This window comes from Staphylococcus ureilyticus (assembly GCF_025558845.1).
GTDB lineage: Bacteria > Bacillota > Bacilli > Staphylococcales > Staphylococcaceae > Staphylococcus > Staphylococcus ureilyticus.
The window spans coordinates 2,416,726-2,432,319 of record NZ_CP094825.1 but is presented as its reverse complement, the minus strand read 5'-3'; the positions used below and the strand labels follow the sequence as shown (position 1 = coordinate 2,432,319).

9 protein-coding genes are annotated in these 15,594 nt (G+C 36.1%); 5 read left to right on the top strand and 4 right to left on the bottom strand.

Annotation, left to right across the window (positions count from 1 at the left end):
* Positions 1–7: 7 nt before the first annotated feature.
* The gene (locus MUA21_RS11950) at positions 8–934 is read right to left on the bottom strand and encodes a VOC family protein (protein WP_262561373.1); all 927 of its coding nucleotides are present in this window, start codon (positions 932–934) and stop codon (positions 8–10) included.
* Between the two features lie 369 nt (positions 935–1,303).
* Here MUA21_RS11950 and MUA21_RS11945 point away from each other — a divergent pair, with 369 nt between their 5' ends.
* Positions 1,304–2,044 (top strand): sulfite exporter TauE/SafE family protein, encoded by a 741-nt coding sequence (locus tag MUA21_RS11945; RefSeq protein WP_262561372.1) that lies wholly within the window; start codon positions 1,304–1,306, stop codon positions 2,042–2,044.
* A gap of 63 nt (positions 2,045–2,107) precedes the next feature.
* On the opposite strand, the gene MUA21_RS11940 is transcribed toward MUA21_RS11945, so the two are convergent.
* Positions 2,108–2,521, bottom strand: a complete 414-nt coding sequence (locus MUA21_RS11940) for a DUF2871 domain-containing protein (RefSeq protein WP_262561371.1) — start codon at positions 2,519–2,521, stop codon at positions 2,108–2,110.
* Between the two features lie 409 nt (positions 2,522–2,930).
* On the opposite strand from MUA21_RS11940, the gene MUA21_RS11935 reads away from it, so the two are divergent.
* Together MUA21_RS11935 and MUA21_RS11930 are read left to right on the top strand one after the other, a co-directional pair.
* Positions 2,931–12,314, top strand: a complete 9,384-nt coding sequence (locus tag MUA21_RS11935) for an Ig-like domain-containing protein (protein ID WP_262561370.1) — start codon at positions 2,931–2,933, stop codon at positions 12,312–12,314.
* Between the two features lie 259 nt (positions 12,315–12,573).
* Complete coding sequence (locus MUA21_RS11930; RefSeq protein WP_107526203.1) at positions 12,574–12,912, top strand: hypothetical protein; 339 nt, start codon at positions 12,574–12,576, stop codon at positions 12,910–12,912.
* 143 nt (positions 12,913–13,055) lie between these two features.
* On the opposite strand, the gene MUA21_RS11925 is transcribed toward MUA21_RS11930, so the two are convergent.
* Positions 13,056–13,997 (bottom strand): DsbA family protein, encoded by a 942-nt coding sequence (locus MUA21_RS11925; RefSeq protein ID WP_262561369.1) that lies wholly within the window; start codon positions 13,995–13,997, stop codon positions 13,056–13,058.
* A 139-nt stretch (positions 13,998–14,136) separates the two neighbouring features.
* Between MUA21_RS11925 and MUA21_RS11920 the strand changes: the two genes are divergently transcribed.
* Complete coding sequence (locus MUA21_RS11920; RefSeq protein WP_262561368.1) at positions 14,137–14,697, top strand: TetR family transcriptional regulator; 561 nt, start codon at positions 14,137–14,139, stop codon at positions 14,695–14,697.
* Between the two features lie 26 nt (positions 14,698–14,723).
* On the top strand, positions 14,724–15,065 hold the full coding sequence (locus tag MUA21_RS11915; protein ID WP_070658088.1) for a DoxX family protein: 342 nt from the start codon (positions 14,724–14,726) through the stop codon (positions 15,063–15,065).
* A gap of 74 nt (positions 15,066–15,139) precedes the next feature.
* Here the strand turns inward: MUA21_RS11915 and MUA21_RS11910 are convergent, their stop codons facing one another.
* Positions 15,140–15,592, bottom strand: coding sequence for a hypothetical protein (locus MUA21_RS11910; RefSeq protein WP_262561367.1), 453 nt, complete (start codon positions 15,590–15,592; stop codon positions 15,140–15,142).
* Between the last annotated feature and the right edge of the window lie 2 nt (positions 15,593–15,594).

The window sequence follows — 15,594 nt, the reverse complement described above, 5'->3', positions numbered from 1 at the left end:
CACCTTTCTATAATTCAAGTAGATTATTTTCAATTTCTGTACGTTGTGGTTCCATAAAGTCTGGTAAATTTAAATGTTTGCCCAAATCTTCTATTTTTGTATCTACTGTAAACCCAGGTTCTTCCGTGGCAAATTCGTATAAAATACGGTTTTGTCTAAAATATAAAGATTTGAAAAAATATCGGTCTATAATTCCTGAGTTATTTTCAGGTTGTTGCTCTATTATTTTATGAATTGAATTTAAATCACTATCTTTTGGTGTATTAACAGCAATATGGTGCACATAACCTTGGCCAGGTCGAGCACGTTCACCTTGTTGTTCTACAATAACAAAATCAGTATATAATCCGTTATGATCTAAAGTCATCACGGTTTCGTTTAAATCACTTCTAAGTGTATATGATAAGCTATTTTTAAAAAAATCGAGTGTAGCTTGAGCATTTTTAACTCTTAGTTCTACAGGACCCATTCCTAAAATTTGGTATTGCTCAGGTATCTCAGTATATGGATTTTTTCTCCAAGCATTTGGTGTATAATAATTGTCATTAACTAATAAAATGATCTCCAAACCATCTATATCTTTAAAGGTAATGGCAGGCTGATTTAAATAAACTAACGGTGTCCATGTAATATTGAATTGACTTAATCTTTCTTTAAAAAAATTCAAAGCACTTTCGTCAGGTATAAGTAATGATAAGCGATATATAGAATCAGTTCCAGGACGGTTTTTTCCTAAAAGTGGTATTTCAAAAAAACTTAATAGTGTCCCAGCCGAACCAATTTCATCTCCAAAAAACAAATGGTACATTTTAGGATTATCTTGGTTAACTGACTTTTCAACCAGTCTTAGTCCTAAAATTTGAGTATAAAAATCTTTGTTTTTTTGAGCGTTTTTTGTATACATTGAAATGTGATGGTGACCAACGATATTCATATAATACCTCCTCGTAATAAACTTTCTAGTTGCTTGTGTTTTAAGTATGGTAGTAATAAAACTTCTCAATACTCATAACCACTATCGTGTAGATTAAACACTAATGGTATAAAAAATATACTAGTTTTGTATAATATATTTCCTTTTTAGAAAAAAAGCAAGTTTGAGCGTTTATGAATGATAGTAGAATAAAGCGTGCTCTGATTTTTAAAATATTATAATGAAAGTTTGATATAATCAATTTGATAGTTTATGAATGTTATTATTATAAGCGTTAGTAAGTGTTAACAAAATAAATTAATAAGTAACATAATATTAATAGAAGAGATATGGCTGTTATTGATGACGCATTGAATCAGGAGTTAAAGCATGGATTTATTTTTAGTTTACATTTTGATTTCTATATTTTTAGGTGGATTAGTCAGAACATATTTTGGTTTTGGGGAAGCACTCGTGAGTATGCCACTTTTAGCATTGATAGGATTAAATTTACATACATCTATTTCACTGGTGGGGTTGGCTGGACTAACAGTAGCGAGTTTAAATATATTTTTAGATTATAGAAATATAAAAATCAAAGTATTATTATTGATGTTGTTAGGGAGTTTATTAGGTGTTCCAATCGGCATATTAATTTTACAGCATATTACAACCTCTTATATACAATTGATGTTAGGACTATTTTTAATATTTTATGGTATATATGCGTTTGGAAAAATCACGTTTTTTAAAAACAGATATAACATCATATTGAAATCTAACATTTGGGCGACCCTAACAGGCATGATTTCAGGTGTATTAGGAAGTTTGTATAATTCACACGGTGTACCAGTTGTAATTTATGGCACAATGTCACCTTGGCATATTAAAGATTTTAGAAGTACGGTACAAGCACATTTTTTAATTACAGCGATATTTGTAGTAATTGGACAAGCATCTGGAGGTATATGGACCAGTCAAACGGTATCATTATTTTTATTGAGCATACCTTGTTTGATTATTTCAGTCATTATTGGAAAGTATCTAATAAATCATACGACTTATCATAATTTTGAAAAGTGGATTTACTTGTTTATTACATTTTTAGGATTTTTACTATTGTTAATATAAAAACAAAAGGTCGAACTGCGTTCTATTTTAGAAACGTGATTCGACCTTTAACTATATCTACTATTATTTAGAATTGACATTAATACTTTTATTCAATAATACAAAGAATAAAATGAAAGCAATGGAAATAGCAATATGATCTAATCCTGAAATCCCAGCAATAGCAGGACTCACTTCAAAACCTTTTATCGTTGCTATACCATTAACAAATTGCATAGCAACCGTTAATAATACCCCGACATGATAAACATAAAAGAAATAATTAAATAAAGTATAGTGCTGAGTAAGTTTTAATTGGTGTTCTATCACCATAAATATTAAAAACATGATTGTACCTAATACGAGTAAATGTGTATGCGTTACATTTAATTGTGAATAACCACTAAAATTTTCTGCTTTTGACATCTCTCTATAAAATAGACCACTGAGCATGCCTAATAAAGTATAAAAAGCTGAACTGAACATTAATTTTTTCATTTTTACGACCTCCTGTAATGAATCTTTAATTTTAATATAAGGTAAGATTATGAACTCTATATGAACGATTGAAAAATTTTTGATTTTTGTATGGTATTTATGTGGTTGTGTAGTATTTGTTCTTCAAAACCTTTCATTACTTACTCAACTTTACAATTTGAAATAATTTATTTTATCATGTTTAATGGAAAATTGATTGCACCACAGAACTTCTGAAATTATATAAAAAATAACAATGTCGAAAATTTATTAATTGCGGTATGCTAAAACCTATATATTTAAAATGGCGAACAACTGTAATTTGCGGCATTCTTTCATATTAATAACTTACATTTAAGAAATATCTTGATTTTTCAAATTAATTGAGTAGAATTAAATTGTGATAAAGTTTATTTTGAGGTGGGAAAAGATGAAAAACAAACAAGGATTTTTACCTAATAGGTTAAACAAATACTCTATTAGAAAGTTTACAGTTGGAACAGCATCATTATTGATTGGGGCGACACTTGTATTTGGAGTAAGTAGTGAAGCAAAAGCTGCTGAATTAGACTCAATTACGAATGATAATAAGGCTAATGATTCAGATAAAGGTGAAGCACTTGATGTGCAAGATATAAAAAGTGTAGAAGATAATAACACAACTTCAAGTCGTAGTGAAAATCCGGTTACTGAAGAAAAGACAGAAAATTCTAAAAATGAATTACAAAAAGAAGAAACTGATAACGATCTAAGTACGGATCAAAAAGAGCCAGATAATAGCGACGCAACCTTAGGTCAAAAAGAAGACTATAATAACACTAATGAGTCTACAAACGAGAATGAATCTACAAATGAAGTTTTGAATAAGCAAACAACAGAAAAAGCAGATACATCTGAAACAAAACAAGATGTAAACAGTGATACTTCACGTTTAGATGAAGATAGTACGAACAAAGAAGAACCTGATCAAGAAAGAACAACTGAAAGTAATGAAACAACAACGGATAACAAAAAAGTGAAAGATTCAACAAATGAGACATCAACAGAAACAACAAAAGATACAGATGTATCTAGCAATGAAGCGCCAACTGAAAAATCACTAGAAAAAAATCTTGACACTTCTAATAATACAAAAGAAGGCACTAGAACAGAAAATTTAGATGGACAAAATGATAAACAACCATCAACTGAACCATCTTCTGATGACGACAAAACTACAGAAATGACGAAAAATCCTGAAACGAGTAATCACACACAGTCAAAATTAACAAAACAACTGTCAGAAACAGAGAATAAACAAAAGGCAGTTGAAGATTATTTAAATAGTCAACTTTCAACAGAAGACACTAAAGCAATTTTAGAAAACACTGATATTGATTATAAAAATACAACTGATGAAGCAATAAATATTGAAATTTTAAAGGCTTCAATTATTCAACTTTCGAATGAGCAAGATAAAGCGAAAACGTTAGCCACTCCAAAACGTACATTGTTGCGTTCAATGGCTACGCCAACTGCATTACGAGCAGCAGTAGAACAAAATGAAAAAGTTGAAAAATCACTTGGCTATATGGACAACTATACATTTGCATCATTGATTTTTGATCCAGGAAAATTAGATTCACAAAAGACCTTAGATAGTAATGTCATTCCTTTTGATATTCATAGTTACATGTCAGGGTCAAATTCAGGAGATCGCTATAAAATTGATTTGAAATTGGATCCGAAAATAGCAAGTCATGTCACAAAAATATCTGCTAATCCTAGTGGTAGAAATACCCCTGTTGAATTTATAAGATTAAAAGATGAAAACGGTAATTTCACTAATACTTGGGAAATCAATTTTATCAGAGCAAATGATGGATTGTTTGGTGGTGCTGAAATCTTATCTCAGTATACAGCATCTAATGGTAAAATCGAATTAGATGATACAGTAGCAAATATCTTGAAGGATTCTGGAGACTTAAGTAACAACAAATTGAATTATCAATTGTTCGTGAGAGATTCAAGAGATAACAAGATTGTAAGAACGTCTGAAAGTAGTGGTTATTTCTTAACTGCCTCTGATAAAGACTTAGTACAATTAGAAAATAATATTTCTACAGAAAATAGTAATGTATTTAAAGCAAGTAGCGGCTCAGCTACATACGATGATACAGTCGGAGAACATGGTGGTATTTTAATAGACCAGCAAATTATGAAAAATGGCATATTCACCTATAGTAAAACGAAAGCAAACCAATGGTCATATAATTATCAAATAGATAAAGATTTATTACCATATATCGAAGGCGTAGAGCTTCACACATATGATTACAATGGTTTAAAAGGATTTGATAAATCATACTACCCTGGAAATAAAGTAGCTGATTTACAAATTGACAGCATTGGTAATGGTACAATTACCAGTGATAATTTAAATAAATTAATTGAGTTTAACAATGCTTTGCCTGAAACGGTAGGGGTTCGAATTGTACTCAAGTTAAATCAAAGCGTGAATAATATATTAACTAAAGATGCGGAATATGATGCTGAAGGTAACCTTATTAGAGAAACAACAAAACAAAAAGAAGACTTTACTTTTGCAGGTTATTTAACTGATAGTAATAATCTTTTAATAAATAATACGTTAGGGACTTCAAATTTAGCACTACAAGATTATGATAAAGATGGTTTGCTAGATCGATATGAACGACAAGTATCACTTTCAGATCCTGAAAATGAAGATACAGACGGAGATGGTAAAAATGATGGAGATGAAGTCATCAACTATAAAACGTCTCCATTAGTTGGCAAGCCTGAAGCTGCAGATATTACGAATGAAGCTACAGTTGTCACTGGTTCGGTTCCATTAAAAGATGGTGCCGCATCTCAAACAGCGAAAGTCATAGATGCCAATGGTAAAGTGATTGGCACAACAACTGTCAATTCAGATGGTACTTTCTCTGTGACAATTCCTAAATCACCAGAAGGAACGTATACTATCGCCATTGATTCACCTAATTATGATAATGATGAAGTGAATACATTTGAAATTATAGACATTTCCAAAGTGCCAACACCGTCAATTAATCCAGTGGATGACAATGACAAAGTCATTAAAGTCAATGGTACAGCAGGTGCCACTGTTACAGTTGTAGATGGTAACAATGTTGAAATTGGAAAAGTTCAAATTCCAAATGATGGTTCAGCTGCAACTATTACTTTAAATCAACCATTGGAAGCTGGGACAATTTTAACAGCAACGGCTAATAAAGATGGTAAGACAAGTGAAGTTTCAGACCAGATTACAGTAACAGATGCTACAGCACCAGATGCACCTGTGATAAATTCAATAACAAGTAATGACACGCAAGTAACGGGTACAGCAGAGCCTAATTCAACAGTGACTGTTGCTTTTCCAGGTGGAGGTAAAGTATCTGTAACAGCTGATGATCAAGGTAACTATTCAGTGGATATACCAAATGGTGTTACACTTCAAGGTGGTGAAGTATTTAAAGCCATTTCAACTGATAAAGCAGGTAATGAATCACCTATTGCAACACAAACAGTAACAGATGTAACGGCACCCGACGCACCAGTATTAAATGATATTACTAGCAATAGTAAGCAAGTAACAGGCACAGCGGAACCGAACTCAACAGTAAGCGTGACATTCCCTAGTGGAGAAGTGGTAGAAACGACAGCAGATCAAGATGGTAACTTCACAGTAGCAATACCAGAAAATGAAGGATTGCAAGGTGGCGAAACAATAGAGGCTACATCTGAAGATGAAGCAGGCAATGTTTCTCAGAAAGATAGTACACTAGTGGTAGATGCCACAGCGCCAAGTGCACCACAAATCAGTCATGTGACGAGTATTAGTACAGAAGTAACAGGTGTAGCAGAACCGAACTCAACGGTAAGCGTGACATTCCCTAGTGGAGAAGTGGTAGAAACGACAGCAGACCAAGATGGTAACTTCACAGTAGCAATACCAGAAAATGAAGGGTTGCAAGGTGGCGAAACGATTAGTGCGACAGCTCAAGATAAAGCAGGCAATGTTTCACAACCAGGATCAACAACAGTGACAGACGCTACAGCACCAGCACCACCAACTGTAAATGCAGTGACAAGTGAAGATACAAATATCACTGGTACAGGCGAACCAAATATGACGATAACGATTAAATTCCCTACTGGTGAAACTGCCACTGGTAAGACTGATGAAACAGGAAATTATACAATCGCTATTCCAAATGAAGTTGATTTACAAGGTGGAGAAGAATTGTATGTTACTTCAACAGATGAAGCAGGTAACGAAACAGACCCAGTTAAAACAACAGTAACAGACGTAACAGCACCAGGAGCACCAACGGTGAATGAAGTAACAAATGAAGATACTCAAATCCGTGGTATAGCAGAGCCAGGTTCAAATATAACAGTGACATTCCCAGATAATATAACAGCATCAGCTACTGCAGATGATGAAGGTAATTACACAATAAGTATTCCAGAGGGGATTGATCTGAAAGGCGATGAAGTATTACAAATTACAGCAACAGATGAAACAGGGAATATTTCATCTCCAACTTCAACGACTGTTATAGACGTAACAGCACCGGATGCACCAATATTAAATGAAGTATCGAGTGAAAACACACAAGTAACTGGAACAACTGAAGCAAATGCGACTGTAACAGTAACGTTCCCAGGTGGCACAACAGTTGATGTTAAAGCAGATGCACAAGGAAACTTTATTGTTGATATTCCTGAAAACATTAATTTAAAAGGTGGAGAGCAAATTCAAGCTTCTGCACAAGATAAATATAATAATAAATCTCCACAATCATCTACAATTGTTGTAGACGCAACAGCGCCAGACGCACCGACGGTGAAAGACGTAACAAGCGAAGACACAACAATTGGTGGCACAGCAGAGCCAGGCTCAACAGTCACAGTAACGTTCCCAGACGGCACAACAGCAACTGGCACAGCAGATGACCAAGGAAACTACACAATCGATATTCCATCCAATGTTGACCTAGAAGGTGGAGAAGAAATCGTTGTAACGTCAACAGATAAAGACGGCAACACATCAGAAGAAGCAACAACAACAGTAGTAGACACGACAGCACCATCAGCACCAACGGTGAATGAAGTAACAAGTGAAGATACTCAAATCAGTGGAACAGCCGAAGCAGGCTCAGAAGTGACAATCACGTTCCCAGACGGAACAACAGTAACTGGCACGGCGGATGACCAAGGAAACTACACAATCGATATTCCATCCAACGTTGATCTAGAAGGTGGAGAAGAAATCGTTGTAACGTCAACAGATAAAGACGGCAACACATCAGAAGAAGCAACAACAACAGTAGTAGACACGACAGCACCAGAAGCACCGACGGTGAATGAAGTAACAAGTGAAGATACTCAAATCAGTGGAACAGCCGAAGCAGGCTCAGAAGTGACAGTCACGTTCCCAGATGGCACAACAGCAACAGGCACAACTGATGACCAAGGAAACTACACAATCGATATTCCATCCAATGTTGACCTAGAAGGTGGAGAAGAAATCGTTGTAACGTCAACAGATAAAGATGGAAATACATCAGAAGAAGCGACAACAACAGTAGTAGACACGACAGCACCATCAGCACCAACGGTGAATGAAGTAACAAGTGAAGATACTCAAATCAGTGGAACAGCCGAAGCAGGCTCAGAAGTGACAATCACGTTCCCAGACGGAACAACAGCAACTGGCACGGCGGATGACCAAGGAAACTACACAATCGATATTCCATCCAATGTTGACCTAGAAGGTGGAGAAGAAATCGTTGTAACGTCAACAGATAAAGACGGCAACACATCAGAAGAAGCGACAACAACTGTAACAGACGTAACAGCACCAGAAGCACCAACGGTGAATGAAGTAACAAGTGAAGATACTCAAATCAGCGGAACAGCCGAACCAGGCTCAGAAGTGACAGTCACGTTCCCAGATGGCACAACGGCAACTGGCACAGCAGATGACGAAGGAAACTACACAATTGATATTCCATCCAATGTTGATCTAGAAGGTGGAGAAGAAATCGTTGTAACGTCAACAGATAAAGATGGAAATACATCAGAAGAAGCAACGACAACAGTAGTAGACACAACAGCGCCATCAGCACCGACGGTGAACGAAGTAACAAGCGAAGATACAACAATTGGTGGCACAGCAGAACCAGGATCAACGGTCACAGTAACATTCCCAGACGGAACAACGGTAACAGGTACTGCAGATAGTGAAGGCAACTACACAGTTGAAATCCCATCAGATGTAGATTTAGACGGTGGAGAAGATATTGTCGTAACAGCAACAGATAAAGATGGCAACACGTCAGAAGAAGCAACGACAACAGTAGTAGACACAACAGCACCAGACGCACCGACGGTGAACGAAGTAACAAGCGAAGATACAACAATTGGTGGCACAGCAGAACCAGGATCAACGGTCACAGTAACATTCCCAGACGGAACAACGGTAACAGGAACAGCTGATGATGAAGGTAACTATACGATTGATATTCCATCAGGTGTCAAATTAGATGGTGGAGAAGATATTGTCGTAACAGCAACAGATAAAGATGGTAATACATCAGAAGAAGCAACGACAACAGTAGTAGACACAACAGCGCCAGACACACCAACGGTGAACGAAGTGAAGAGTGAAGATACAACAATCGGTGGCACAGCAGAGCCAGGATCAACAGTCACAGTAACGTTCCCAGATGGAACAACAGCAACAGGTACTGCAGACAGTGAAGGCAACTACACAATTGAAATTCCATCAGGTGTCAAATTAGATGGTGGAGAAAACATTGTCGTAACGGCAACAGATAAAGATGGTAATACATCAGAAGAAGCAACGACAACAGTAGTAGATACGACAGCGCCATCAGCACCAACGGTGAACGAAGTAACAAGCGAAGATACAACAATTGGTGGCACAGCAGAACCAGGATCAACGGTTACAGTGACGTTCCCAGATGGGACAACAGCAACAGGCACAGCTGATGATCAAGGTAACTACACAATTGAAATTCCATCAGATGTGGACTTAGACGGTGGGGAGCCAATCAAAGTTGTAGCAACAGATAAAGATGGCAATACATCAAAAGAAGCGACGACAACAGTAGTAGACACAACAGCGCCATTAGCACCGACGGTGAAAGACGTAACAAGTGAAGATACTCAAATCAGTGGAACAGCCGAAGCAGGCTCAGAAGTGACAGTCACGTTCCCAGATGGCACAACAGCAACTGGCACGGCGGATGACCAAGGAAACTACACAATCGATATTCCATCCAACGTTGATCTAGAAGGTGGAGAAGAAATCGTTGTAACGTCAACAGATAAAGACGGCAACACATCAGAAGAAGCGACAACAACAGTAACGGATACAACAGCACCAGAAGCACCAACGGTGAATGAAGTAACAAGTGAAGATACTCAAATCAGTGGAACAGCCGAAGCAGGCTCAGAAGTGACAGTCACGTTCCCAAATGGCACAACGGCAACTGGCACAGCAGATGACGAAGGAAACTACACAATTGATATTCCATCCAATGTTGATCTAGAAGGTGGAGAAGAAATCGTTGTAACGTCAACAGATAAAGACGGCAACACATCAGAAGAAGCGACAACAACTGTAACGGATACAACGGCACCAGAAGCACCAACGGTGGAAGAAGTAACAAGTGAAGATACTCAAATCAGTGGAACAGCCGAAGCAGGCTCAGAAGTGACAGTCACGTTCCCAGATGGCACAACGGCAACTGGCACAGCAGATGACGAAGGAAACTACACAATCGATATTCCATCCAATGTTGATCTAGAAGGTGGAGAAGAAATCGTTGTAACGTCAACAGATAAAGACGGCAACACATCAGAAGAAGCGACAACAACAGTAACGGATACAACGGCACCAGAAGCACCAACGGTGAATGAAGTAACAAGTGAAGATACTCAAATCAGTGGAACAGCCGAAGCAGGCTCAGAAGTGACAATCACGTTCCCAGACGGAACAACAGCAACTGGCACAGCAGATGACGAAGGAAACTACACAATCGATATTCCATCCAATGTTGACCTAGAAGGTGGAGAAGAAATCGTTGTAACGTCAACAGATAAAGATGGAAATACATCAGAAGAAGCGACAACAACAGTAACGGATACAACGGCACCAGAATCACCGACGGTGGAAGAAGTAACAAGTGAAGATACTCAAATTAGCGGAACAGCCGAACCAGGCTCAGAAGTGACAGTCACGTTCCCAGACGGAACAACAGCAACTGGCACAGCAGATGACGAAGGTAACTACACAGTTGATATTCCATCCAATGTTGATCTAGAAGGTGGAGAAGAAATCGTTGTAACGTCAACAGATAAAGACGGCAACACATCAGAAGAAGCAACAACAACAGTAGTAGACACGACAGCACCAGAAGCACCAACGGTGAATGAAGTAACAAGTGAAGATACTCAAATCAGTGGAACAGCCGAAGCAGGCTCAGAAGTGACAGTCACGTTCCCAGACGGAACAACAGTAACTGGCACGGCGGATGACCAAGGAAACTACACAATCGATATTCCATCCAACGTTGATCTAGAAGGTGGAGAAGAAATCGTTGTAACGTCAACAGATAAAGACGGCAACACATCAGAAGAAGCAACAACAACAGTAGTAGACACGACAGCACCATCAGCACCAACGGTGAATGAAGTAACAAGTGAAGATACTCAAATTAGTGGAACAGCCGAAGCAGGCTCAGAAGTGACAGTCACGTTCCCAGATGGCACAACGGCAACTGGCACAGCAGATGACGAAGGAAACTACACAATTGATATTCCATCCAATGTTGATCTAGAAGGTGGAGAAGAAATCGTTGTAACGTCAACAGATAAAGACGGCAACACATCAGAAGAAGCAACAACAACAGTAGTAGACACGACAGCACCATCAGCACCAACGGTGAATGAAGTAACAAGTGAAGATACTCAAATCAGCGGAACAGCCGAACCAGGATCAGAAGTGACAGTCACGTTCCCAGATGGCACAACAGCGACAGGAACAGCAGATGACGAAGGAAACTACACAATCGATATTCCATCCAATGTTGACCTAGAAGGTGGAGAGCCAATCAAAGTTGTAGCAACAGATAAAGATGGAAATACATCAGAAGAAGCGACAACAACAGTAACGGATACAACGGCACCAGAATCACCGACGGTGGAAGAAGTAACAAGTGAAGATACTCAAATTAGCGGAACAGCCGAACCAGGCTCAGAAGTGACAGTCACATTCCCAGACGGAACAACAGCGACAGGAACAGCAGACAGTGAAGGTAACTACACAGTTGATATTCCATCCAATGTTGATCTAAAAGGTGGAGAAGAATTACAAGTAACAGCTACAGATAAAAATGGTAATGTATCTAAACCAAGTATTGTTATAGTAAGTGATTCTGCAGAAAATCCAGGTATGGGAGAAAATCCAAGTACAGAAGGAAACTCTAATACTCAAGAACCGAAATCAGGAGAAAGTTCAGATATAAGCCAACCATCTAAACGTGATCATATTTCAGAGTTAGAACAAAATCAAACTTCAAAAATAGTAAATGATCGTTCCGATAACTCTAGAAAAATTAATGATAATAGATCTGAATTACCTGAAACAGGAAAAGATGAAATTAATAAAGGTACTTTATTTGGTTCATTATTTGCAGGTTTGGGTGCGTTATTACTAGTTTTCAAACGTCGTAGAAAAAATGAAGAAGATAAATAATTAATAAATTATAAAAATAGTATTAAATAAAGAAACCTGAGACATGTGCTGAACTGACCCCAAATAGTGGGAATGAAATAAAAACACTTTCGTTGAATTCATTTAAAATGAATCATACGGAGGTGTTTTTTTACTATCTAATTATTGCTTAAATAAAACTGATGATAAATTGAGTTTTATTTATTATAAATAGTTTATTAATTGTGCGTAATGTGTATATACTAATTATAGATATAAAAAATTAAAATGGGGTTTCTGTATGTATATCATCGTTCAATATAGCAGAGGTAACACACTATTTTACTTGCGTAATAGAAATCAAGAACCAATTAATTCAAAAGTAGTAGCAATTTCTAAAACCAAATATAATGAAGGATTGTTACATCACATCTATAGTATACTTTCTCAAACGAATCATAGTGTTAAAGAAATAGACTTTGTAGTAATAGAAATGAATGACATAGAATCAATAAAAATAAATGCAGTTTGTGAAGTGAGTAGGTATTTAGAAGCGCAGCTAAATAAAAATATCATTGTAACTAATAGTATAGAAACTTTTAATTACAACGAATACTTGAAAAAATATAAAACGACATGAGTAAGAATATAAATGCAATAAAGTGACACTTTATATAAACATATTTGATAAATTGATTGAATTTCACCTGCATTGAGCAAGTACATATAGTGTTTGATGAACGTAAGCTATTTCGCTCACAATGTCAGTTAGATTGTCATATATTACGATAAAATAAATTCATAATAATTTTCACCAAGGATATTTTTGGCTGTGTAAACTGAAGGACTCAAATTTTGTTCAACGAAATTTGGTACTTCGCCTTGCGCAATATCATACATAATTTCAATTTCTTTAGAAAATAAACGATGTTGTTTTTTTAAATATAATTCTAAATATGGCAATGGTTTTGAAACGGTTTTTCCATTATTGTTAAGTTTTTTAAGTGTATCTATATAAACATTTAAATCTCTAGCACCTACAATTTTGGTACCTTGGTTATCATGATTTACTATGACAACTGTAGGGAAACCTCTGACACCTAATTCTCGTACTAAGTTAAAATCGTTTGAAAGTAGTTGCTGGCCTTGCGTACTATTTGCTAAATCAAAAATAGTTTCAATATTTATTGTTTTATTGTTTTTATATAAAGTTTGTACAATTGATTTAAGTATTTTGTTATCAGAAATATTTTGGTTAAAGACGAAAACAGCTTCCCTCACTAATCTAATAAATTCAATAGCAGAAGTCGGGGAATCTAATTGCTGAATTGCTTTATACAATCGAGATGCTGGGTATGAAGATTGCACAGGATCTAATTCCATAACTGTACCATCGATAGGCATGCGTGAATATTGACCTACTTCTTGCCAATGTGGTGTCACATCAGCTGGTTTATAAATGCCATTAGCAGGATCAATAGGACCATCCCCCCAAGCTTCTAAAAGACCACCCATAATCATTTGAAAATTAAACAAATGACCGTACTGAACTAACAGTTTATTTAAAATTGGTTCGAAAGCCCAACAATGTGAACACATAGGATCAGTTATATAATATAAAGTTAAATTAGGACTTTGGTTGTTCAAGTTTATGTTTTCTACTTCATTTTCTCCACTCGGTTTGCAAACACCCGAATACATATCACATACCATATTTTTTTCCATAATTGTACCTCCGTAGATTAATTAAATTGATATACTCTTATGATAAGTAGTAATATGAATAATAAGTACCAACAAATTGTAGAAAATGTTGAATATTCAACATCCAGAATTAAATGTTGGGAGAAAATGAGGGAGTCGAATGGTACAATCAAAATCAGACTTGCGCGTCATTAAAACGAGAAAATCTATCATGCAAGCTTTTATCAAATTGTCTGGTGTTAAAGATTTTAAAAGTATAACTGTAAAAGATATTACACAAGAGGCACTTATCAATAGAGCTACGTTTTATTATCATTTCAGTGATATCTATGATTTGTTAGAAAAAGCGCTTGCTGAGGAACTATTAATTAATTTAAATTATGAATATTTTGAATATAAACCATTGAGTGAAAATACAATTGTCGACATTTTTAAAGTAGTGGCAGAGTTTCAATTGTCTTTAAATAGAAGATGTCATAGGAGTTATCCTGAGACAATAGACCATATTGTTCAAGAACATATTGCAAATGTATTGTATAAATTGTTGAATGATATTGACTTTGAAGAAGATAGTACACGACAATTGGCTGCAAACATGATAAGTGCAAGTATCTATAAAGCAGCTGAAACATGGTACCAAAAGGATAGTGAGATGTTACCTGAAAATTATATTAAACGCATTACGCCTTATATGATTTCTGGTTTGCTAGCGTATGACTAAGATAAAAATGAAAAGGGGTCGTTAAAATGAGTATTATTATCATTATATTGCAAATAATTTTGGGGATATTTTTTATCATGACAGGATCTAAAATTTTATCTGGTGCAATGAAACAAGATTTTGCGCGTCTTGGCTACCCACCTATTTTTAATCAAATTACAGGAATTTTTGAATTTGTAGGTGGTCTGGGGATGTTGATAGGTGTGTTGTATAATGTGATTGCTTTATTATCAAGTATATTACTAGGTGCAACGATGTTTGTTGGTGCAATTTCATTGATTTTCTTAGGCAAGGATCCAATTAAAAAAGCGATTCCAGCTATTGTACTCTTTTTATTGAACTTTATAGTATTCATTTATTATATTTAAAATATTTTCTGACTTTAATTATCCCCGTACAAACGATAGATTGAATTGTTTGTACGGGGATGATTATGTGTAGATTATGCTAAACCTTGAATGCTTAAAACAATTTCTGCTACAAGGGCAGAACCTACGTATGTACTGAGCAATATTACGGTTCCTACGACAATTGTTTTCCAACCTAACTTAGCAAAATCGGCCCACGAATTTCCTATAGAAACACCTGCATATGCAACCACTGGTGTAGCTAATGACAATAGATCTACTTTTTCAGTCCATTCAACAATGTTTGATGATCCAGGGATGCCTGGTATTGTAATGATGAGTCCGATTATCCCAATATAAGCAATACTAGGTATATTTAAAGGGACAATATCACGTAAGATTAAACCGCTTAATGCAATGCCCATTAATGTAAGAATGCCCGGTAAAGCTTCTATTGGCATAACACTGTAACCAATCCAATTACTAAAAAGTGAAATAATCCCTACCACACATAATGTGAGTATCCAGTTTGTAACTTTTGAATTCATAC

Bases quoted from the DNA above. Each gene is read 5' to 3' on its own strand.
- MUA21_RS11950 (WP_262561373.1), bottom strand. From the start codon at position 934: ATGAATATCGTTGGTCACCATCACATTTCAATGTATACAAAAAACGCT.
- MUA21_RS11945 (WP_262561372.1), top strand. From the start codon at position 1,304: ATGGATTTATTTTTAGTTTACATTTTGATTTCTATATTTTTAGGTGGA.
- MUA21_RS11940 (WP_262561371.1), bottom strand. From the start codon at position 2,521: ATGAAAAAATTAATGTTCAGTTCAGCTTTTTATACTTTATTAGGCATG.
- MUA21_RS11935 (WP_262561370.1), top strand. From the start codon at position 2,931: ATGAAAAACAAACAAGGATTTTTACCTAATAGGTTAAACAAATACTCT.
- MUA21_RS11930 (WP_107526203.1), top strand. From the start codon at position 12,574: ATGTATATCATCGTTCAATATAGCAGAGGTAACACACTATTTTACTTG.
- MUA21_RS11925 (WP_262561369.1), bottom strand. From the start codon at position 13,997: ATGGAAAAAAATATGGTATGTGATATGTATTCGGGTGTTTGCAAACCG.
- MUA21_RS11920 (WP_262561368.1), top strand. From the start codon at position 14,137: ATGGTACAATCAAAATCAGACTTGCGCGTCATTAAAACGAGAAAATCT.
- MUA21_RS11915 (WP_070658088.1), top strand. From the start codon at position 14,724: ATGAGTATTATTATCATTATATTGCAAATAATTTTGGGGATATTTTTT.
- MUA21_RS11910 (WP_262561367.1), bottom strand. From the start codon at position 15,592: ATGAATTCAAAAGTTACAAACTGGATACTCACATTATGTGTGGTAGGG.